Raw genomic sequence first — 21,063 nt, 5'->3', positions numbered from 1 at the left:
TTCGAGTTAACGACCGAGCTTGTTCTTTGAATCGCCGGCTTTTGGCGCGCCCCGGACGAAACCGCTCGACCTCGATTGCCAGCCGCATTCGAAACGGCTATCGGTCCCGCCCTTGATGGTGACGTGGCCGAGTGGCTGAAGGCAACGGTTTGCTAAATCGTCATACGTGAAAGCGTATCCAGGGTTCGAATCCCTGCGTCACCGCCAAGACCTTCCGCCTATTTCGTCACGCACAGCCACCGCGCGCGGTGGAAGTTGGAGACGTTGTCGACCCATCCGGTGACCTTCGGGCTCACCAGGTTTCGGCTCACGACGTAGTAGATCGGGGCGATCGCCTCATCGGCCAACATCATCTGTTCCGCCCGTTTCAGGATCTCGGCGCGCTTGCCCCCGTCCGGCTCACGGTCGGCGGCGTTGAGCAGGGCGTCATAGGCGGGGTTCTTGTAGTCGCCATAGTTCTGCCCGCCGGTGTCGGACTTCATCAGGGCCAGGAAGGTGACGGGGTCGTTGAAGTCGGCGAACCAGCTCATGACGCCGATCCCGAAGTCGCGGTTGCGATAGGCCGCGAAGGCCACCTGGCCCTCGTTCTGGGCGATCCTGGCGTCGACGCCGATGGCCGCCCAGTCGGCCTGGACGGCGCTGGCCAGCAGGATGGTGTCGGGGCTGTTGGCGATCTTCAGCTCAAAGCTCAGCGCTCGGTCGGGGCCGTATCCGGCGGCGGCCAGCAGCTTGCGAGCCTCGGCCTGCCGCTCGGCCAGGGGCTTGTCGGCCCAGACCGTCCTGGCCCCCTTGGCGTAGTTGGCCGTGCCGGGCGGCACGAAGGCATAGGCGGGAATCTGGCCCGCCCGCAGCAGCTTGCCGGTGATGAACTCGCGGTCGATGGACTCCGACAGGGCGCGGCGCACGCGGATATCTCGGAAGGCCGCGATCTCGCGGGTGTTGAAGGACAGGTAGGCGGTGGCCAGGGCGTTCTTCGCCCGCACCACCTGGGGCATGGTGTCCTTCAGCCGGATGAAGCGGTTGGACTGGAACGAGGTGTTCACATCCAGCTCGCCGCGCTGCACGCGGCGCTCGGCCATCACCGAGTCCGGGGTCGGGAAATAGTTGATGCGGTCCACGCACACGTTCGCCGCGTCGTAGAAATAGGGGTTCTTCACCACCTCGATGTGGTCGCCAAGCTTCCAGCTCATCAGCCTGTAGGGGCCGTTGCTGACATAGCGGCCGGGCTTCACCCAGCCGTCGCCCCACCTTTCCACCGCGTGCCGGGGCACAGGGAAGAAGCTCTGGTGCTTCAGCAGTTCCGGCAGGTAAGGGGCCGGGTGTTCCAGGGTCAGTTCCAGGGTCCTGGCGTCGAGGGCGCGGGCGCCCACCGCGGTCAGCGGCGCCTTGCCCTCGTTCACCGCCTGGCCGTTCTTCAGCAGGTAGACCAGGTAGGAATAGATCGAGGCGGTCTTCGGATCGAGAATGCGACGATAGGCGAAGACGAAGTCGTCGGCGGTCACCGCAACCCCGTCCGACCACTTGGCCTCGCGCAGGTGGAAGGTCCAGACCAGGCCGTCGGGGCTGGTTTCCCAGGAGGTGGCCATGGCCGGGATCGGCGTGCCCTCCGGCGAGTCGGTGGTCAGGCCGAAGATCAGGTCGGCGATGATGGTGAATTCGTCCACCAGGTTGGAGGTCTGCGGGTCCAGCGAGCCGGCCTCGTTGTTGCTGCCATAGGCCAGGCACACCTCGCCGGCGGGGCAGGGGGGGCGGCTGACCTTGGCCTGGCAGCCGGCGAGCAGAACCGCCGCGAGGCCGAGGCCGGCGAGCAGGGTGGGGCGGAGACTGTTGGACACCATGGCCTAGTCGTCCCACCGCCCGCGCGCCCTGTCGAGGCTTGGCCGCACGGCGGTGAAATACCGCGTGCATCGCCGCCGCCGCGCGCTATGTCGGACCCATCGCGCCGCCAGAGCGTACGGAGGGATCATGGGCTATTCCGAAAAGCAGTTCCGGTTTGACGGCGCGGACGGCGCCTCCATCGCCGGCTTCCGCTGGGCCGACGAGGCCGTCGCCCCGCGCGCCATCCTGCAGATCGCCCACGGTATGGGCGAGCACGCCCGGCGCTATCCTGAGCCGCTGATCCCGATCATGGCCGACGGCTTCGTGCTCTATGCCGACGATCATCGCGGCCACGGCTATACCGCCCCCACCAAGGACGCCCTGGGCGACTTCGGCGAGAATGGCGCCGAGCTGGTGGTGGAGGACATCGCCCGCCTGACCGACCTGGCGCGCGCCGAGAACCCCGGCCTGCCGCTGGTCTTGCTGGGCCACAGCCTGGGCTCGTTCTTCTCCCAGGCCTACGCCTTCGACCATGCCGGCAAGATCGACGGTCTGGTGCTGTCGGGCACGGCGGCCTTCGGCGACCGCACCGGGCCGGCCAAGAAGCTGGACGAAATGAACGCCGACGGGCCTGCGCCGCGCACCCCCTATGACTGGCTGTCGCGCGACGACGCCGAGGTCGACAAGTACATCGCCGACCCGCTGTGCGGCTTCTCCCGCCAGCCCAGCGCCGCCGACAGCTTCGCCCGGGTCAGCGCCCGCCTGCGCGACCCCGCCGAGATCGCCAGGATCCCCAAGGACCTGCCGCTCTACATCTTCGTGGGCGACAAGGACCCCATCAACCGCGACCTCGAACTGCTGCATCCCCTGGTCAACCGCTACCGGGAGGCCGGCCTCACCCGGATGGAGGTCAAGGTCTATGAGGGCGGTCGCCACGAGATGCTCAACGAGACCAATCGCGAGGAGGTGGTGGCCGACCTCCTGGCCTGGCTGCGCAGGACGGTGGGCTGAACCCGAGGCTCAGCCCCGGTTCGCCGCCACCGTGGTCTCGTTGGCCATGACGTCGGAGGCGTCGTCGGCGTCCATGATCTTCAGCAGCTTGGCCCGCGCCCGGTTCACCCGGCTCTTGATGGTGCCCACGGCGCAGCCGCAGATCGCGGCGGCCTCCTCGTAGGAGAGGCCGGCCGCGCCCACCAGGATCAGGGCCTCGCGGTGTTCGATAGGCAGGTGTTTCAGGGCGTCCTGCATGGCGTGCATCGCCACGCTCCAGTCCTGGGTCGGCGGCGTCTTCAGCGCCCCGGCATATTCCCCCAACTCATCGCGCACCTCGCGCCGCCGGCGGATGACCTGGGTGTAGTAGGTGTTGCGCAGGATCGTGAACAGCCAGGCCCGCAGATTGGTGCCGGGCTCGAACTTGTCCCGGTTGGTCCAGGCCTTGATCAAGGTGTCCTGCACCAGATCGTCGGCGTCGGAACCGTTGTGGCAGAGCGACCATCCGAACGCACGGAGCGCCGGGATCATCTGCACGACATCGTCGCGCCAGTCGGTCTCGCCGGTCATGGGTTCCTCGATCCGCCCCCACCGTCTGGATGAGGGCCGTGGCCACCACCGGTTCTGTGATCCAACGCGGCCGGACTCCATCTGTTCCAGCTTGCGCTCGCGCCTGGACGACCCAATCTAGGGAACGAGGAACGCCGTTCGGCGTTTGCCGAAGCTTAGGGGCAGGTTTCGCCGTGGCGTCGCCACGGCCGTTAGGCGCCTCACTGTTTTCAGGAGTATCCCATGGCGCATTCCGACGACGCAGGGCCTATGCCCGCACCGCTTCGCAGCGCCCTGGGACAGCCGGCCGCCCGCTATCATCGCATCCGCCAGGCGAGTGAAGACTTGGTGCGCCACCTGTCGCCCGAGGACATGGCGGCCCAGTCCATGCCGGACGCCAGCCCCGCCAAATGGCACCTGGCCCATACCAGCTGGTTCTTCGAGACCTTCCTGTTGAAGCCGAACCTGGCGGGCTACCGGCCCTTCGATGAGCGCTACGCCTACCTTTTCAACTCCTATTACGAGGCGCTTGGCCCCCGTCAGCCGCGTCCCGAGCGTGGCCTGCTGACGAGACCCTCCCGCGACGAGATCCTGGCCTACCGGGCCCATGTGGACGAGGCGATGCACCACCTGCTGTCCTCGGGCGCCACGGGTCTCACCGACCTGCTGGACCTGGGCCTGGCCCATGAGGAGCAGCATCAGGAGCTGATCCTGATGGACATCCTCCACCTCTTCGCCCAGTCGCCCCTGAAGCCCGCCTACTCCCCCACCACCGCCCTGCCGGTCAGCGCCGATCCGGGGCCGGCCGGCGTGGTCGCCTTCGAGGGCGGCCTGGTGGAGATCGGCCATTCGGGACCGGCCTTCGCCTTCGACAACGAGGGGCCGCGCCATCAGGTCTTCGTGGCCCCCTTCAAGCTGGCCGACCGGCTGGTGACCAATGGCGAGTGGCTGGCCTTTATGGCCGACGGCGGCTACGCCAAGCCCGAACTCTGGCTGGCCGAAGGTTGGGCCCAGATTAACGCGCAGGGCTGGACCGCGCCGCTCTATTGGCAGCAGGGCGATCATGGTTGGCTGGCCATGACCCTGCAGGGCCTGCGCGCCATCGCCCCCCACGCCCCGGTCACCCATATCAGCTTCTACGAGGCCGACGCCTACGCCGCCTGGGCCGGCGCCCGCCTGCCCACCGAGGCCGAGTGGGAGCACGCCGCCGCGGGCTTGCCGGCCACCGGAAACCTCATGGGCTCTGGACAGCTCGGCCCTGCCGCCGCCACGGCGGGCGAGGGGCTGCGGCAGATGTTCGGCGATGTCTGGGAATGGACGCGCAGCGCCTACTGCCCCTATCCCGGCTTCCAGCCGGCCGCCGGCGCGGTGGGCGAGTACAACGGCAAGTTCATGAGCGGCCAGATGGTGCTGCGCGGCGGCTGTCACGCCACCCCGGCGGGCCACGCGCGGGCCACCTACCGCAACTTCTTCCATCCCGATAAGCGTTGGATGTTCTCAGGCCTGCGCCTGGCCTGGGACGGCGAGCCCCGCACGCGCGCCGAGACAGACGGCAGTTTCGCCGCCGACGTCCTGGCGGGTCTGGCCAGGACGCAGAAGACCATCCCGGCGAAATATTTCTACGACGCCGAGGGCTCGCGCCTGTTCGAGGAGATCTGCGACCTGCCGGAATACTATCCCACCCGCACCGAGGCCGCCCTGCTGCGCGCCAAGGCCGGTGAGATGGCGAGCACCATTCCGGTGGGGGCCGCCCTCGTGGAGTTCGGCAGCGGGGCCAGCACCAAGACCCGGCTGCTACTGGACGCCGCGCCGCAGCTTGCGGCCTATGTCCCCATCGACATCAGCAAGTCTGCCCTGGACGACGCCGCCGGGGCCATCGGCCGCGACTATCCCGATCTCGTGGTGGCGCCCCTGGTGGACGACTTCACCACCGCGCTCAGCCTGCCCGCGCGGGTCGAGGGGCTGACCCGCATCGGCTTCTTCCCCGGCTCAACGATCGGCAACTTCCGGCCTGAGGAGGCCATCGCCTTCCTGGCCAGCGCGCGCCGGCTGCTGGGCCATGGCTCGGCCTTCCTGGTGGGCATGGACATGGTCAAGGACGAGGCGGTGCTGGTGGCCGCCTATGACGACGCGCAAGGCGTGACGGCGGCCTTCAACCTGAACCTGCTGACCCGCATCAACCGCGAGCTCGGCGGCGACTTCGACCCGGACGCCTTCCAGCACCGCGCGGTGTGGAATGCGCAGGAGAGCCGGATGGAGATGCATCTTCTGAGCCGCCGCGACCAGGTCGTCCAGGTCGCGGGCGCCACCTTCCATTTCGCGGCCGGCGAGAGTCTGCACACCGAGAACTCCTACAAGTTCACCGTCGAGGGCTTCGGCAAGCTGGCGGCCGCGGCCGGCTGGCGGATGGAAAACCAGTGGGAGAGCGCAGAGCCCACCTTCGCCATGGTCCTGCTCCGCGCATAGGCAAACGGCCCCGAGTGAAATCGGGGCCGTGGCTTTGTTCGGTCGAGGTCTCGGAGGCTTAGTCTTCCAGCGGCCCCCGGGTGCGACCACCGCCGCGCGAAGATTCTCCGCCCTTGCGACCGGCCGCAGCCGCGAGGTCGCGGTCCTTGGCGAAGCTGCGCTTTTCGCCCGGCACACTCGCGCCACCCTTGCGGGCGATCTCACGCCGGCGCTCGGGGTTCATGGCGGCGAATCCGCGACGGGACTTCGGCTTGGCGTTGGGATCGAGGTCCATGGGGTTGCTCCTGCTATGCGGGCCTTGAGGAGATGCGGGGGGCTGCATCAACTACGGTTACGCTCAGACAACCCTCAAGGCGCCGCAGAGGTTGCGAGGAAATTTGCGAGCCGTTCGCGGCGCGGGCCTCAGAACGGGAGGAACCCCCGCCGGCGCGGGCCCGCAACCCCGATCAACAGTCCGGGATGTCCGTGCCCGGAGGGCCACGCCTACAGGGGGAGTTGCACGCGCGCGGTCAGGCCGCCGCCCGAACGGTTTATCATCACCGCGTCGCCGCCGTGGCCGCGCGCCACCGAGCGGACCACGGCCAGGCCCAGGCCAATCCCGCCGGTCTGCCGGCTGCGGGAGGGTTCGCGGCGATAGAAGGGCTCGAACACCCGCTCTGCGTCCTCGGGTGGGATGCCGGGGCCGTCGTCCTCGATCTCGACATAAGCGCTGGCGCCGTCGCGATAGACCCGGGCCCGCGCCCGGCCGCCGAACTTCACGGCGTTCTCCAGCAGATTGGTGAACAGGCGACGCAGCGCCACCGGGTCGCCTTCGATGACCACCTTGTCACCCAGCGCCGCCTGGGTGTCGGCGCCGGTCTCGGCCATCTCATCACAAATGCTCTCCAGCAGGGAGGAGAGCTCCAACGGGGTCCGCTCGGCGGGCCCGCTGGCGTCGCGTACGAAGGTCAGGGCGGCGGAGATCATCTCCTCCATCTGGTCCAGGTCCCCCGCCATCTTGGCGCGAACCTCCTCCGGCACGTTCTCGATGCGGAAACGCAGGCGGGTGAGGGGGGTGCGCAGGTCGTGGGCGATGGCGCCCACCATGGCGGTGCGGTCCTCGACGTAGCGGCGCAGGCGGTCCTGCATCTCGTTGAAGGCGCTGACGGCGACATTGATCTCAGCCGTTCCCTTCAGGGAGACCGGCAGGCGGGCGCCGCGCGGGTCGCGGCCCAGCCGCTCGGCGGCGTCGGCGAACAGCTGGAACGGCTCGGCCAGGCGCCGCGCGAAGATATAGGCCACCGGCGCCAGGGCCAGGGCCGAAAGCAGCAGCCACCAGACCAGGCGCTGCTGCCAGGCGTCGAGGCCGATGCGAGGGGCCGGGCGGACGAGATTCCAACGTCCGTCGGGCCGTTGCACCCCTACGTCGAACGGCGCGATCAGGAAGTGGTCCTCCCGCTCGCCGCCTTCACGCGCCATCCGATCGCGGATGATGCGGAACACCCGGCGGTCGGACACCTTGACGCGAGATGGCGCGGCGAACACGACTCGCTCAGGCGCCACGCCCAGTTCGCGGGCCAGTTCGGCGCGCATGTTGGGCACCATCAGGCCCTCCATCGCCGGAGCCGGCGCCTTGTCGACGATCTTCAGTTCCAGCGGTCGGCGTTCGGTCAGGGTCGGCGCGCGGCCCTCGAAAGTCTGGGCCACTTCACTCAGCCGGTAGAAGTCCGGCGCGGGCGGCGGCAGGACGAAGACCATGGTCAGGATGATCGCCTGCGACGCCACCAGGGTGATGCCGATCAGGGTCAGCAGCCGGCCGAACAGCGACGCGGTCGGCCGGCCCGACCAGGGCGGCCTCATGTCCGCTTCACCTTGGCGGTGAACATGTAGCCTTCGTTGCGGATGGTGCGGATCAGGTCGGTGCCGCCGCCGCCGTCGTCCAGCTTGCGGCGCAGGCGGCTGATCTGCACGTCGATGGCGCGGTCGAAGGCGTCGGAGGCGGGGCCTCGGGCGAAGTCCAGCAACTGGTCGCGGGTCAGCACCCGCTGTGGCCGCTCCACGAAGGCGCGCAGCAGGGAGAACTCGCCCGAGGACAGGTTCACCACCACACCGGGCGGTGAGCGCAGCTCGCGCCGCACCAGGTCCAGCCGCCAGCCGGCGAACTCGCAGCCGGCGCCGATGCTGTTGGCCTGGCCCCGCTGCTCGGCGCGGCGCAGGACGGCGCGGACCCGGGCCAGCAGTTCCCGGGGATTGCAGGGCTTGGCCAGGTAGTCGTCGGCGCCCAGCTCCAGGCCGACGATGCGGTCGGTGTCCTCGCCCATGGCCGACAACATGATGATCGGCGGACCTTCGCCGCTCAGCCGCCGGGCGATGGACAGCCCGTCCTCGCCCGGCAACATCACATCCAGCACGATCAGGTCGACGGGCCCGCGTTCCAGCGCCTGCTCCATCTCGCGCGCGTCCCCGGCCGTCTCCACGTGGTAGCCGTGCTTGCCGAGGAAGTCGGAGACCACATCCAGGATGCCCGGGTCGTCATCGACCATCAGGATGCGGGCGGTCGCGGGGACCTGTTCGGTGCTGGGTTCCATTCGCGCCATTTTCAGCCCCTCCCGTAACGCACAGATTTCACGGCTGAAACCGCTCTAGTCGCCGGCCAGAACGTCGTCTGCGACGTAGCCGTTGGTCTTCCTCTCGACCCCGAACCGCGACATCGGGCCATGGCCCGACACGAAGGCCACGTCATCGCCCAGGGGCCAGAGCTTGCCGGTGATGGACCTGATCAGTTGCTGGAAGTCGCCGCGCGGGAAGTCGGTGCGGCCGATCGATCCCTGGAACAGCACGTCGCCCACCTGGGCGAAGCGCGCCTCGCGGTGGAAGAACACCACGTGGCCCGGCGTGTGGCCGGGGCAATGATAGACCTCGAAGCTGGTCTCCCCGAGGGTGACGGTGTCGCCGTCCTCCAGCCAGCGGTCCGGCGTGAAGCCCTTGGCCTCCGGCATGCCCCACCTGGCGCCGCTCTCCTCCATCTGGTCGATCCAGAAGGCGTCGTCGCGGTGTGGGCCCTCGATGGGGACCCCGGTGATCGCCTTCAGCGCCGCCGTGCCACCGGCATGGTCGAGGTGGCCGTGGGTGATCCAGATCTTCTCCAGCGTCAAGCCGTGGGCCTCCAGCGCCGCCAGCAGTCGCGGGACCTCACCGCCCGGATCGATGATCGCCGCCTTCAGGGTCTTCACGCACCAGACGAGGGTGCAGTTCTGCGCCAGGGGGGTGACCGGGGCGATGATCGCGCGGATGGGGGAGGCCGTCTCGGACATGACGCCAGCATCGTTGCTCACGGCCCATAAGAAAAGGCCCGGGATGTGATCCCGGGCCTGTCCTTGTCGGCTATTGCGCGCCGGGCATCGGAGGCACGGAGTCTGGCGGCGCGTCGGCCGCCAGTTCGGGCACGTCAATGATGCCCCGGCCCAGATGGCTGTTGCGGAAGCCGTAGGCGAAATAGACCACCAGCCCGATCGCCGCCCAGATCAGGAACATCATCTTGGTGTCCCGCCCGAGGCTGAAGAACAGGAAGCCGCATCCGAGGATGGCGACGGGCGCCACGATCCAGACCATCGGTGTGCGGAACGGACGCTTCCGTCTTGGATCGGTCTTTCGCAGCACCATCACCGCGATCGCCACCATGGCGAAGGCGAACAGGGTGCCGGAGTTGGAGATGTCGGCCAGCACGCCCACCGGGAAGAACGCCGCGAAGGCCGAGACGCAGACCCCGGTGATGATCGTGATCACGTGGGGGGTGTGGAACTTCGGGTGAATCTTGGACAGGCCCGAAGGCAGAAGCCCGTCACGGCTCATCACGAAGAAGATGCGGGTCTGACCAAACATCATCATCAGGATCACCGAGGGGAGGGCCAGGCCGGCGGCGAGGCCGAGCAGGTTCCCGATCTGCACCCAGCCGATCTCCCGCAGGGTCCAGGCGAGAGCCTCCTTGGAGCACACCACGTGGGTGTCAGCCAGCGACTGACAGGCCGCGGTCAGCTCGGGGCTGCCGGGGCGCAGGCCGACGCCTGCGGCGTCCATCACCGGTTGGGCGCCCACCGTGCCGATCACGCCGGAGGCCACCAGGATGTAGAAGAGGGTGCAGACCGCCAACGAACCGATCAGGCCGATGGGCATGTTGCGCTGGGGGTTCTTGGTTTCCTCGGCGGCCGTGGATACCGCGTCGAAACCCACATAGGCGAAGAAGATCGAGGCCGCCGCCGCCACCCCTGAGAACCCCAGGGGGGCGAAGGGGGTGAAGTTCTCCATCTTCATCACCGGCAGCGCCAAGACGCAGAACAGGGTGAGGGCGGCCACCTTCACCAGCACCAGGACGGCGTTCACCGCCGCCGATTCACGGGTGCCGATCACCAGCAGCCAGGTCACCAGCAGGGCGACGCCGGCGGCCGGCAGGTTGACGATCCCGCCGTCCATGGGGCCCAGCACCAGGGCGTTGGGGATATCGATGGCGAAGGCGTTTTCGATCAAGCCGACCACATAGCCCGACCAGCCCACGGAGACCGCGCCGGCGGCGACGGCGTATTCCAGGATCAGGGCCCAGCCCACCATCCAGGCGATCATCTCGCCCATGACCGCGTAGCTGTAGGTGTAGGCGGAGCCGGAAACCGGCACCATGGCCGACATCTCGGAGTAGCAGAGGGCGGCCACGGCGCAGACGAAGCCGGCGATGATGAAGGCCGCGATCATGCCGGGGCCCGCCTTCTGGGCCGCCTCGGCGGTCAGAACGAAGATCCCGGTGCCGATGATGGCCCCGATGCCCAGCATGGTGAGCTGGAACGCCCCCAAGGTGCGGTGCAGTGATTTCTTCTCAGCGGTCGCGAGGATCGCGTCCAGCGGCTTTACACGCCACATATTCCCTCCCAATCGCGGCGGTCCCCCCGCCGCGCGAATTAAGCTTGCGCGGACCGTGCGGTCTGCTCATGCAGCGGTCAAGCGGCAAGGCTTGGCGTGGCCCCTGGGCGCGGATAGACCCCCTGCATGCTGCCTGTTGAGGAAATCCTGCCTGCCTTGCAGGCGGCCCTGGTGGAAAACACCTCGGCCGTCCTGGTGGCGCCGCCCGGGGCGGGCAAGACGACCCTGGTCCCCCTGCGCCTGCTGGACGCCGCCTGGCTGGCCGGCGCCAAGATCATCATGCTGGAGCCCCGCCGGCTGGCCGCCCGCGCCGCCGCCGACCGCATGGCCAAGACCCTGGGTGAGCGGGTGGGGGAAACCGTCGGCTATCGGGTGCGGATGCAGTCGCGCATCTCGGCCACGACCCGCATCGAGGTGGTGACCGAAGGCGTCTTCAGCCGGATGATTTTGGGCGACCCTACCCTTCAGGGCGTCGGGCTTGTGATCTTCGACGAGTTCCACGAGCGCAGCCTGGACGCCGACCTCGGCCTCGCCCTGGCCCGTGACGCCCAGGGGCTGCTGCGCGATGACCTGCGCCTACTGGTGATGTCGGCCACCCTGGACGGGGCCGCCGTCGCCCGGCTGCTGGACGCACCGGTGGTGGAGAGCCAGGGCCGCGCCTTTCCCGTCGACACCCGCTATCTCGGCCGCGACGACCGCCAGCGCCTGGAGGACCGCACGGTCCGCGCCGTGGAGCGGGCGCTCGCCGAGGAGACCGGCAGCATCCTGGTCTTCCTGCCGGGCCAGGGGGAGATCCGCCGCACCGCTGACTTGTTGGCCGAACGTATCCGCCGCCCTGACGTGCAGATCGCCCCACTCTTTGGCGCGCTGGACCCCGCCGAGCAGGACCGCGCCATCTCCCCGGCGCCGGCGGGCGTCCGCAAGGTGGTCCTGGCCACCTCCATCGCCGAGACCAGCCTGACCATCGAGGGCGTCCGCGTGGTGATCGACTCAGGCGTCGCCCGCGTGCCGCGCTTCGACCCGGCCAGCGGCCTCACCCGCCTGGCCACCGTCCGCGTCAGCCGCGCCGCCGCCGACCAGCGCCGGGGCCGGGCCGGCCGCACCGAGCCCGGCGTCGCCTACCGCCTGTGGGACGAGGCCGAGACCCGCGCCCTGCCGGCCTATGCCGACCCGGAAATCCTCGACGCGGACCTCTCGGGCCTGGCTTTGGATCTCGCCCGCTGGGGCGCGAAGGATGCGGGGACCCTGGCCTTCCTCGATGCTCCGCCGGTCGCCGCATTCGCCGAGGCGCGAACCCTGCTGCGCCGTCTGCAGGCTCTCACCGACGACGGCGTCCTCACCCCGCACGGCGAGGCGCTCAGCGAGATGCCGCTGGCCCCGCGCCTGGCTCACATGATCCTCAAGGCCGCGGAGACCGGCCAGGCGCCCCGCGCCGCCCGCATCGCCGCCTTGGTGACCGAGCGCAATCTCGGCGGCCGCGACGCCGACCTGCGTCACCGGCTGGAGAGTTTTGAGCGCGACCGCTCGCCGCGCGCCCGCGACGCGAAGGTCCTGGCCGACCGCTGGGCCGGCATGGTGGGGCGGGCCGGGAAGGGCGAGCCCCTGGACGACGGCCTACTGCTGGCCTTCGCCTATCCCGAGCGCATCGCCAAGGCGCGCGGGCCCACCGGCGAGTTTCAGCTGGTCAGCGGCCGAGGCGCCTTTGTCGAGCCTACGGACGCCTTGGCCAGAGAGGGGTGGCTGGCCGTCGCCGAACTGGGGGGCGGTGACCGCCGCGACCGCATCCTGCTGGCAGCGCCCCTGGACGAAGCCGAGCTCATCTCCGCCTTCTCCGACCAACTCGTCGTCGAGAGCCGACTGGAGGAGAGCGGCGGCGGCCGTCTGCGCGCCAAGCAGATCACCCGCCTGGGCCGTCTAACCGTGCGCGAACAGATCGACGAAAACCCCGATCCCAAGCTGATCGCCGCCGCCCTGGCCGCCCGTGTGCGCACCGAGGGCCTGGGCGCCCTGAACTTCGGACCCGCCGCCGAGGCTCTGCGGGCGCGGATCGGGTTCCTGCGCGCCGCCGGTGGCGACTGGCCTGATCTCTCGGATGCGGCGCTTCTGGAGAAGCTCGACGACTGGCTGGTCCCGCTGCTGTCCGGCGCCCGGTCCCTGGCCGCCCTCAAACCCGACGCCCTTGACGGGGCCCTGCGCAGCCTGATCCCCTGGGACCAGCAGCGCCGCCTGGAGGCCGCCGCCCCGCCCCGCTGGACGGCGCCCACCGGCAACGCCTTCATCATCGACTACACGGCTGAGGGCGGCCCTCGGGTCGATGTCCGAGTGCAGGAGGTGTTCGGCTTGACCCAGCATCCCACCGTCGCCGGCGTTCCGCTCACCCTGTCCCTGCTGTCGCCCGGCCACCGGCCGGTGCAGACCACCAAGGACCTGCCGGGCTTCTGGAAGGGCTCGTGGAAGGACGTCCGCTCCGACATGCGCGGCCGCTATCCCAAGCACGTCTGGCCCGAGGACCCGGCCAACACCGCGCCGACCGCCCGGGCCAAGCCGCGTGGGACCTAGCGCCTAGGCCGTGGCCGCGTAGATCATCACACCGGTGGCCACCGAGAGGTTCAGGCTGTCGGCCCGGCCGCGCATGGGGATCTTGACGTTGACGTCGCACAGCGCCGCCATCTCCGGCGTCAGGCCCTGCTGCTCGTTGCCCATGAACACCAGGGCGGGCTTGGCATAGGTCGCCTCATGGTGGGCCATGGTGGCGGTCAGCAGCGTCCCGATCACCGAACCCGGCCACTTCGTGCGCCATTCGGCGAAGGCCTCTTCCGTCGCCCGCACGATCGGCACCGCGAACACCGAGCCCATGGTGGCGCGCACCGCCTCCACCGAGAACGGGTCGCAGCATTCGCCCACCAGGATCACCGCGCCGCAGCCCGCGGCGTCAGCGGTGCGCACGATGGTCCCAAGGTTGCCGGGGTCGCGCACCCTGTGCAGGGCGACGAAGCAGGGCGCCGACGAAGGGGCCAGGGCCCCCAGCGGCATGAACACCTGGTGGAACACGCCGACTACGGCCTGCGGATTGTCGCGGCGCGAAACCTTGGCGAGAATCTCCTGCGTGACCTCGATCACCTCCCCGCCGCCGGCGCGGGTGGCGGTCATGGCCGCGCGGAGCAGGGGGTGGCCGTCGGCCTGCGCGCCGTACATCAGGATAGCCGGGGCGTGGCCGGTCTCGATCGCCTCGGTGACGATCTTCAAACCCTCGGCCACGAACAGGCCGGTCTCGTCGCGTTCCTTGCGCAGATGCAGGGCGCGGACCGCCTTGACTGTCGGATTGGTGAGCGAGGTGACGGTGCGGTCGCTCACGGCGCCCACCGGGCATAGAAGGACATGCCGATCTGACGCTGGCCGTCCTGCTGCACCAGGGCGAGTTCGCCCCACTCGATGTTTCCGCCGCGATCCTTCAGCTTCTCCGAAAGCAGACCGGCGAGCGCCGCGCCGGAGATGCGCTCCGCATAGGCGTTCAGCAGCAGAAACTCCGCCTTATCTGAAAGAAGTTCGGCGCATAGGGTGGAAAGCTCGGGCAGGTTCTCAAACAGCTTCCAGACCTCGCCGTCCGGCCCGCGGCCGTATTTCGGCGGATCGAGGATGATGCCCTCGTACTTCGAGCCTCGCCGCACCTCGCGCTGGACGTAGCGTCGCGCGTCCTCGCAGATCCAGCGGATCGGCTTGTCGGCCAGGCCGGAGGCCTCGGCGTTCTCGCGGGCCCAGCCGATGGCCTTCTTCGAGGCGTCGACATGGGTCACCGCCGCGCCCGCCGCCGCGCAGACCAGGCTGGCGACACCGGTATAGCCGAACAGGTTCAGCACCTTGGGCTGGCCTTCTGCGGCGCGCACCTTCTGGTCCAGCCAGGCCCAGTTGGCCGCCTGTTCGGGAAAGAAGGCCAGGTGCCGGAAGGCGGTGAAGCGGGCCTTGAAGGTCACGTCCTGCCAGGAGAGCGGCCAGGTGTCCTTCGGCTGTTCACGGAAACGCCAGCGGCCGGCGTCCTCCTCGTCGGTGGGATCGAAGACCGCGTCGGCGGCGGCCCAGACCTCTTCCCCAAGCGACGGCGTCCACAGGCACTGCGGTTCGGGCCGCACCACCGAGTAGCGGCCGTAGCGCTCCAGCTTGCGCCCATTGCCGCTGTCGATCAGGGCGTAGTCGGCCCAGCCGGTGGTGCGCATGACGCCGGGGGCTTCGGCCACGATGGGGGCAGGCTTGCTCATGTCCTTGGCCTTACCCGTTCCGGCCTCGCGGCGTCCAGTCGGGCGCGCGTCGGTTGATGGGGTCAGTATGGAAGGGTGGGTATGGCGCGAAGGGCCTTCATGCCGCATTGTCACAGGTCTGACTTGCGCCGGATGGCCTTTTGGCTTCCGCTGCAAGCTGTTCGGATGACGAAAGGATTCCCGTGACGACGGCAGTGACCACGAGGCGCTCGGCGCGCAAGCCCAAGGGCGATGGCCACCTTCGCAGGGCGGAAATCCTCGAGGCTGCGGAACGCATCTTCGTGGCCGAAGGCTACGAGGGCGCCACCATCCGCAAGATCGCCGACGAGGTCGGCGTTTCCTCCACCGCCCTCTACATGCACTTCCCGGACAAGGGCGGCATCCTGCTGGAAATCTGCGAGCGGACCATCATCCAGCTCCTGGAGCGCAACGCCGCCATCGCCGCCAAGCCGCTGGACGCCGTCACGCGGGTCAAGCTGATGCTGGACTCCTATATGCGCTGGGGTTTCGAGCACCCGAACGCCTATCTGCTTGTGTTCGCGGGCGTTCACCCCGTATCGACCGTCTGGCACGAAGGCACGGCGGACATGGGCGCGCGATGCTACGAAATCTTCAGCGGCGCGGTGCGCGAGATCGCGGCCGAGGGACGGCTGCGGACCGGCACCGGCGACAGTGCGGCCCAGGCGCTTTGGGCCGCCTGCCATGGCGTGGTGGCCCTGATGAACGGGCGCCCGAACTTCGACTGGGCCCCGGTGGACGAAGTGATCAAGGTCACCCTGGACGGGCTGATGCACGGCCTCGTCGTCGACTGATCGCGGCTCTCGTCGCGGCCTTGACCTTTGCGGGCGCCGCCCAGGCGGCTCCGCGGGTCCTCTCCCTGGACCAATGCGCCGATCAGTACGTCCTGACCCTCAGTCCCCGCGCCTCGATCGTGGGCCTGTCGACCCGGGCCGACGATGCGGATTCTCGGCTGCGCGCTCTGGCTCGGGGCCTGCCGCAACGCCGCACCACCCTGGAGTCCGCCTTGGCGGCGAAGCCGGACCTGGTCGTCCGCTACTGGGCTGGCGACCCGCGCTTCATCGCCCAGGTCGAAAAGCGCGGGGTTCGCGTCGTCACCATCGAGGACGCCTCGGACTTTCACGGCGTGCGGGCCAATGTCCGCCGGGTGGCCGCCGCCATGGACCGGCAGGCGCAGGGCGAGGCGGTGATCGCGAAGATGGACGCCCGGCTGGATCGTTCCGCCGGCGCCTGGCGCGGGGCCACGGCGCTCTATATCACCCCGGGCGGCTTCACCGGTGGGGACGGCACCATGGTCCACCATATCCTGAAGTCCGCGGGCCTGACCCCCAAGCCCCCCGGACCGGGCTTCCAGCCCATCTCGCTCGAACAACTGGCGATCAAGCCTCCGCGCGCCCTGGTGCTGGGGTTCTTCGACGACTTCATGCTGGCCAATAACCGTTGGGGGCTCGGCCGCCACCAGGTCATGCGCCGGGTCGCCGCCGAGCGCACGGTGGCCAGCCTGCCGGGCGCGATGCTGGGCTGCCCCGATCCGTCCGCCGCCGAGGCCGTGGAGATCCTGGCCGCCAAGGCCCCGCGATGAAGCTGAACCTGATCCTCATGGCCGCCCTGCTGGTCCTGCTGGCGCTCGGCCTGCTGCTGGGGGAGACGACCCTTAGCGCCGCCCAGTACGGTCAGGCCTTCGGCGACCCGGCCTCGGGACCGGCGGAAATCCTCTGGGCGATCCGCGCGCCCCGCGTCGTGGCCGCCGCCGTGGTGGGCGCCGCCCTGGGCCTGGCCGGGGCGGTGATGCAGGGTCTGCTGCGCAACCCCCTGGCCGATCCCGGTGTGCTGGGGGTTTCGGCGGGGGCGGGCCTCGGCGCCTCCCTGGCCATCGCGCTCGGCATCGCCGCCATCCCCGGCGGGACGGAGGCCGCGGCTCTGGCGGCGGCGCTGGCCACCGGACTGCTTCTCACCGCCCTGGCCGGCCGGTTCCGCGAGCCCGAGACCCTGATCCTGTTCGGCGTCGCGCTCTCGGCCTTCGCCGGCGCCCTGACCTCGCTGATCTTCAACCTGTCGCCCTCGCCGGTGACCACGGTGGAGATCCTGTCCTGGCTGATGGGCTCGGTGGCCAATCGCAGCTGGAGTGATATCGGCTGGGAACTCGCGCCCATGACCCTCGGGGCCGCCCTGTGTGTCTACGCCGCCCGAGGCCTGGTGATGCTGACCCTTGGCGAGGAGACGGCGGCCATGTCGGGCCTGCCCATGGGCCGCCTGCGCGCCGCCGCCGTCGCTGGGGCCTCGCTCCTCACGGGCGCCGCCGTCGCCATGGCCGGCATCATCGGCTTCGTGGGCCTGGCCGCGCCGCACCTGGTGCGGGCAGGGGCGGGGGCTGACCCCGGCAAGGCGCTCGCGCCATCCGCCCTGGCCGGCGCCATCCTGCTGACCGCGGCCGACATCGCCGCCCGGATGATCCCCACCGACCAGGAGCTGAAGCTGGGGGTGGTCACCGCCCTGTTCGGTGCGCCGCTGTTCGCCCTGATCGCCTGGCGGGCGGCTCGGAGCTGGCGCGCATGACCGCGGCCCTTTCCCTGCATGGGGCCACGGTCCGCCGTGGCGATGTCGAGGTGCTCTCCGGCGCGTCCTTGAGCGTCCACGCCGGCGAGGTGGTCGGCGTCGTCGGCCCCAACGGCGCGGGCAAGACCACCCTGCTGCGCGCCGCCCTGGGTCTGGCCAAGCTGGCCGCCGGCCGCGCCGAACTGGCCGGACGCGATGTGGCGCGTCTCGACGACGCCAGCCGCGCAGCCCTGGCCGGTTACCTACCCCAGGAGCGCCGCATCGGCTGGAACCTGCCGGCCTGGCGCATCGCCAGCCTGGGCGCGGCCGGCAAGCCGCCGGCCCTGGCGCGGGCCGCCGCCCTGGAGGCCCTGGACCGCGTCGGTCTCTCAGGCCTTGCCGGGCGCGGCGTGCTGGACCTTTCCGGCGGCGAGCGCGCCCGGGTGCTGCTGGCCCGCCTGCTGGCCACCGCCGCGCCGCTGCTGGTGGCCGACGAGCCTGTCGCCGGCCTCGACCCCGACGCGCAGCTGCTGTCTCTGGACCTGTTTCGCGAGCAGGCCGCGCGCGGCGCCGCCGTCGTCCTGACGCTCCACGACCTGGGTCTCGCGGCGCGAGCCTGCAACCGGCTGGTGGTGGTGAGCGCGGGCGCCATCGTGGCCGACGGCGCCCCCCGCGACGCCCTGACGCCCGCCGTCCTGCGCGAGGTCTTCGGGCTGAAAGGCGCTCTGGAGGAAACCTCCGCCGGTCTCACCTTGGCGGCGCGGCGGGCTCGGTCATGAACCTGCTGGGTCTGCCCGGACGCGAGCCGTCCACCCTGGCTCAGATGGAGGCGCTCCTCGCCCGCCTCGAGATCGGCCAGACCGAGACCGTGATCCGCCACCACGGCTTCTGGGCGACCGACTGGAGCCATCCCGACCTGTCGCCAGAGGCCCAGGCCGTCGGCCAACTCTCGGCCGACCTGATCATCGCCAAGTCCATCGGGACCTTGGTGGCCATGCTGGCCATCGCCCGCCATGGCTTCGCGCCCACGGCCTGCGTCTTCATCGCCACGCCCTTGAACCGGCTGGTCGCCGAGGACCGGATCGCGCTGCTGGACGCCCACTGTGACGCCATCCCGACCCTGTTCATCCAGCAGACGGACGATCTCAACGGCGCATTCGCGCCGCTGGGGGCGATCGTGGCGCGCCATCCAGGCTGCATGGCGGTGGAAATCCCCGGCGGGGACCACCTCTATGAGGACCTGGAATTGATCGCGCCGCTGATCGAGGCCTGGGTCAACGAGGCCTAGTTGGGGATGGGCTGCATGCCACCGCTGGCCTGGGTCGGGACGGCGTTCTGGGTCTGCACCATGGCGCCGGCGGGCGCATAGCCCGTGCCGTAACCGCCGCGTTTCAGGTCCTGCGACAGGGTGATGGTGGTCGTGCCGCCGTTCAGCCGGGCGCGATAGACCTGCATGCCCTCCATCACCCGCATGACGTAGTTGCGGGTCTCGGAGAACGGGATGCACTCGATGAAGTCGATCGGGTCAGTCGCCGCCCCGCGCGGGTCGCCGCAGAACGCGGTCCAACTGGCGGGCCGCCCGGGACCGGCGTTGTAGGCCGCGATGGCCATCGGGTAGGAGCCGGAGAAGTTGCCCACCATCTGACCGAGATAGGTGGCGCCGAGGCGCATATTGTAGTCCGGCTCGTCCAGCATGCCGGGCGAATAGCTCACACCCATGCCCCGGGCGACCACCGAGGCCGTGGCGGGCATCAGCTGCATCATGCCGCGCGCGCCGGCGCCGGAGCGGATCAACGGGTCGAAGCCGCTCTCCTGCCGAGTGATCCCCAGAATCAGGGCCGGCTCCGGCGCCCTGGCGACATTGGGGGTAGAGCGCATCGGGTAGCCCCGCTCGGGCAGGATGAAGCCCCGCTGAGCGGCGGCGCGGACCACCTTCATGCCGGTGTCGATGTCGCCATAGCCGCGGACCATGTCCACCAGCAGCGCCTCTTCCTCAGCCGTGGGCAGGACGTCGTCCAGCGTCAGGACGAAGGTCTTGAACAGGTCCTTGTTGCCGATCTCGTACAGCATCCGGGCGGCGCGCACCGCGTCGCGGCCCTCGAAGCGGTTGCGGTCGGACTGGGTGATTGTGGGGTCGCGGCCCAGGTTCAGCCTGTGGGCGCCCACCTTCTCGCCGGCCAGCTGGCCATAGAAGGTCGTGCTGTGCTTGGCCGCCGCGCCGTAAAAGCCCTGGGCGCGGTCCTGCTGGCCGCGGGCCTCCGCCGCGCGGCCGCGCCAATAGAGGGCCCGGGCCCGGGTGATGGGGGAGGAGCCGATCTTCTCGATGGCGGCGAAGTGGCGGTCGGCGTCCTCCGGACGCTTCAGCCGGGTCAGGGCGACCCAGCCCGCATAGAACTCCGCCTCGGCGGCGTCCGCGCCCTCCGTCAGGCCCGTATTGGCCGCGGCCAGATAGGCGCCCTGGGAGTCGCCATTGCGAAGTGAGCTGATCACCAGTTGGTAGCGCTCGTCCCAAATGCGGGCGCCCATCTCAGGGAAGGCGATCTCGGTGGGGAAGCTGCGCACTAGTCCCAGCGCCACCTGATCCATGCCCCGACGGCGCATATAGGCCGCTCGCTCGAAGGCCAGGCCCGAGGAATTGGAGACGCTGGCTGGCAGGTTGTTCACCAGGGCGTTGGCGCTGGCCGAGTTCTGCCGAAGGGCCATCCGGGCCTGGGCGAGCTGGGCCTGGTCGGCGGGGAGCAAGGGGATCATGTCCCGGGCCGCCGGACCCTGGCTGCCGAACAGGATGACGTCGGCGCGGCGGACGTGGTCGTCCTGGGTCAGGAGGTCGCCGAACCTGGCAAGCATCGAGCGCTGAGGGTCGGCCTCGAACAGCGTATTGCGCCAGGTGTTGCGGATCAGGAGGGCCGCCTCCTTGTTGCGACCGGCGGCGCGGTAGGCCGAGGCCAGGGCGATGGCGCCCTCGGCGGTCACCGGATCGGCGCCGCCGAACCAGTCGATGGTGCGCTGCGGGCCAAGGCCGCCGGTCTCCAGCAGCTTTTCGGCGGCCACCTGGCGGCGTGAGGCCCGAGGCCAGCCGGCTAGGTCACGGCGCGCTTGGTCCACCTCGAAGAAGCTCAGCGCGTCGGCATTGGCGTCGGCCATCGCCCAGATGGCGATCTTCTTGGCGATCGGGTCGTTGATCATGGCGATGGCGGTGCGGGCGCCTGTGACGTCGGCGCGCTTGGCCGATTCCAGTGCGCCGCGCAGCGCCGCGCCGTCCGCGTCGGACAGTCCGCGCCGATAGACGACCGGCGGGGTCTGGGTCAGTTCGATCGGCGGCGGCGGCCCCTCATAGGGCGCGGGCCCCTGCGCCGGCTGTTGCGCCTCGGCCACGCCGGTCAACAGAACGGCCGCGGCTGCGGTGAAGAGTGCCTTGCGGGCCTTGGACGCCAAAACGAATATCTCCGGATCGATCGAATAACGGAACAAGTCTGGTTGCGGCTTAGGGGGTGCCCGCCATATTGTCCGGCCAAATCTTGAGGCCGCAACAATTGGCCTGGCTTTC

At 69.8% G+C, this 21,063-nt stretch carries 18 protein-coding genes and 1 tRNA gene; 9 read left to right on the top strand and 10 right to left on the bottom strand.

What is annotated here, in order from left to right; translation table 11 throughout:
* The first annotated feature begins 117 nt into the window (after positions 1-117).
* Positions 118-207 (top strand) — tRNA-Ser (locus Q7J39_RS04220).
* 11 nt (positions 208-218) lie between these two features.
* Here Q7J39_RS04220 and Q7J39_RS04215 read toward each other — a convergent pair.
* On the bottom strand, positions 219-1,838 hold the full coding sequence (locus Q7J39_RS04215; RefSeq protein WP_304820762.1) for a peptide ABC transporter substrate-binding protein: 1,620 nt from the start codon (positions 1,836-1,838) through the stop codon (positions 219-221).
* Positions 1,839-1,965: 127 nt separating this feature from the next.
* Here Q7J39_RS04215 and Q7J39_RS04210 point away from each other — a divergent pair, with 127 nt between their 5' ends.
* A complete protein-coding gene (locus tag Q7J39_RS04210) occupies positions 1,966-2,829 on the top strand; it encodes an alpha/beta fold hydrolase (RefSeq protein WP_304820760.1) in 864 nt (287 codons plus the stop codon).
* Between the two features lie 9 nt (positions 2,830-2,838).
* Here the strand turns inward: Q7J39_RS04210 and Q7J39_RS04205 are convergent, their stop codons facing one another.
* Positions 2,839-3,378, bottom strand: a complete 540-nt coding sequence (locus Q7J39_RS04205) for a sigma-70 family RNA polymerase sigma factor (RefSeq protein ID WP_304820758.1) — start codon at positions 3,376-3,378, stop codon at positions 2,839-2,841.
* Positions 3,379-3,627: 249 nt separating this feature from the next.
* Here Q7J39_RS04205 and egtB point away from each other — a divergent pair, with 249 nt between their 5' ends.
* On the top strand, positions 3,628-5,823 hold the full coding sequence (gene egtB, locus Q7J39_RS04200; protein WP_304821079.1) for an ergothioneine biosynthesis protein EgtB: 2,196 nt from the start codon (positions 3,628-3,630) through the stop codon (positions 5,821-5,823).
* A gap of 58 nt (positions 5,824-5,881) precedes the next feature.
* On the opposite strand, the gene Q7J39_RS04195 is transcribed toward egtB, so the two are convergent.
* The 5 genes from Q7J39_RS04195 to Q7J39_RS04175 all read right to left on the bottom strand — a co-directional run bounded on the left by Q7J39_RS04195 (position 5,882) and on the right by Q7J39_RS04175 (position 10,710).
* Positions 5,882-6,097 (bottom strand): general stress protein, encoded by a 216-nt coding sequence (locus Q7J39_RS04195; protein WP_293493056.1) that lies wholly within the window; start codon positions 6,095-6,097, stop codon positions 5,882-5,884.
* 209 nt (positions 6,098-6,306) lie between these two features.
* Positions 6,307-7,662 carry a cell wall metabolism sensor histidine kinase WalK gene (locus Q7J39_RS04190; RefSeq protein ID WP_304820755.1) on the bottom strand — a complete coding sequence of 452 codons (1,356 nt, stop codon included), beginning with the start codon at positions 7,660-7,662 and terminating at the stop codon, positions 6,307-6,309.
* The gene (locus Q7J39_RS04185) at positions 7,659-8,390 is read right to left on the bottom strand and encodes a response regulator (RefSeq protein ID WP_304820753.1); all 732 of its coding nucleotides are present in this window, start codon (positions 8,388-8,390) and stop codon (positions 7,659-7,661) included. Before Q7J39_RS04185 ends, Q7J39_RS04190 begins: the two co-directional genes overlap by 4 nt.
* Positions 8,391-8,444: 54 nt before the next feature.
* Complete coding sequence (locus Q7J39_RS04180) at positions 8,445-9,116, bottom strand: MBL fold metallo-hydrolase (RefSeq protein ID WP_304820751.1); 672 nt, start codon at positions 9,114-9,116, stop codon at positions 8,445-8,447.
* Between the two features lie 70 nt (positions 9,117-9,186).
* The gene (locus Q7J39_RS04175) at positions 9,187-10,710 is read right to left on the bottom strand and encodes an amino acid permease (protein ID WP_304820749.1); all 1,524 of its coding nucleotides are present in this window, start codon (positions 10,708-10,710) and stop codon (positions 9,187-9,189) included.
* 126 nt (positions 10,711-10,836) lie between these two features.
* Between Q7J39_RS04175 and hrpB the strand changes: the two genes are divergently transcribed.
* Positions 10,837-13,269, top strand: coding sequence for an ATP-dependent helicase HrpB (hrpB, locus tag Q7J39_RS04170; RefSeq protein WP_304820747.1), 2,433 nt, complete (start codon positions 10,837-10,839; stop codon positions 13,267-13,269).
* Positions 13,270-13,272: 3 nt separating this feature from the next.
* On the opposite strand, the gene Q7J39_RS04165 is transcribed toward hrpB, so the two are convergent.
* Entirely contained in the window at positions 13,273-14,064 is a 792-nt protein-coding gene (locus Q7J39_RS04165; RefSeq protein WP_304820745.1) for an RNA methyltransferase, read from the bottom strand.
* Complete coding sequence (locus tag Q7J39_RS04160) at positions 14,061-14,963, bottom strand: class I SAM-dependent methyltransferase (protein WP_304820743.1); 903 nt, start codon at positions 14,961-14,963, stop codon at positions 14,061-14,063. Before Q7J39_RS04160 ends, Q7J39_RS04165 begins: the two co-directional genes overlap by 4 nt.
* Positions 14,964-15,145: 182 nt before the next feature.
* Here Q7J39_RS04160 and Q7J39_RS04155 point away from each other — a divergent pair, with 182 nt between their 5' ends.
* The 5 genes from Q7J39_RS04155 to Q7J39_RS04135 are packed head-to-tail and all read left to right on the top strand — an operon-like array spanning position 15,146 to position 18,804.
* Positions 15,146-15,775 carry a TetR/AcrR family transcriptional regulator gene (locus tag Q7J39_RS04155; protein ID WP_304820741.1) on the top strand — a complete coding sequence of 210 codons (630 nt, stop codon included), beginning with the start codon at positions 15,146-15,148 and terminating at the stop codon, positions 15,773-15,775.
* A gap of 20 nt (positions 15,776-15,795) precedes the next feature.
* Entirely contained in the window at positions 15,796-16,563 is a 768-nt protein-coding gene (locus Q7J39_RS04150; RefSeq protein ID WP_304820739.1) for an ABC transporter substrate-binding protein, read from the top strand.
* Positions 16,560-17,537 (top strand): iron ABC transporter permease, encoded by a 978-nt coding sequence (locus Q7J39_RS04145; protein ID WP_304820737.1) that lies wholly within the window; start codon positions 16,560-16,562, stop codon positions 17,535-17,537. The genes Q7J39_RS04150 and Q7J39_RS04145 overlap by 4 nt, the downstream gene beginning before the upstream one ends.
* The gene (locus tag Q7J39_RS04140) at positions 17,534-18,295 is read left to right on the top strand and encodes an ABC transporter ATP-binding protein (RefSeq protein WP_304820735.1); all 762 of its coding nucleotides are present in this window, start codon (positions 17,534-17,536) and stop codon (positions 18,293-18,295) included. Before Q7J39_RS04145 ends, Q7J39_RS04140 begins: the two co-directional genes overlap by 4 nt.
* Positions 18,292-18,804 carry a hypothetical protein gene (locus tag Q7J39_RS04135; protein WP_304820733.1) on the top strand — a complete coding sequence of 171 codons (513 nt, stop codon included), beginning with the start codon at positions 18,292-18,294 and terminating at the stop codon, positions 18,802-18,804. The genes Q7J39_RS04140 and Q7J39_RS04135 overlap by 4 nt, the downstream gene beginning before the upstream one ends.
* Here the strand turns inward: Q7J39_RS04135 and Q7J39_RS04130 are convergent.
* A complete protein-coding gene (locus Q7J39_RS04130; protein ID WP_304820731.1) occupies positions 18,801-20,951 on the bottom strand; it encodes a lytic transglycosylase domain-containing protein in 2,151 nt (716 codons plus the stop codon). The two genes, Q7J39_RS04135 and Q7J39_RS04130, sit on opposite strands and share 4 nt — an antisense overlap.
* Between the last annotated feature and the right edge of the window lie 112 nt (positions 20,952-21,063).

It is taken from the genome of Phenylobacterium sp., assembly GCF_030651185.1.
GTDB lineage: Bacteria > Pseudomonadota > Alphaproteobacteria > Caulobacterales > Caulobacteraceae > Phenylobacterium.
The sequence above is the reverse complement of the archived record's forward strand: the minus strand, read 5'-3'. Positions and strand labels throughout refer to the sequence as shown.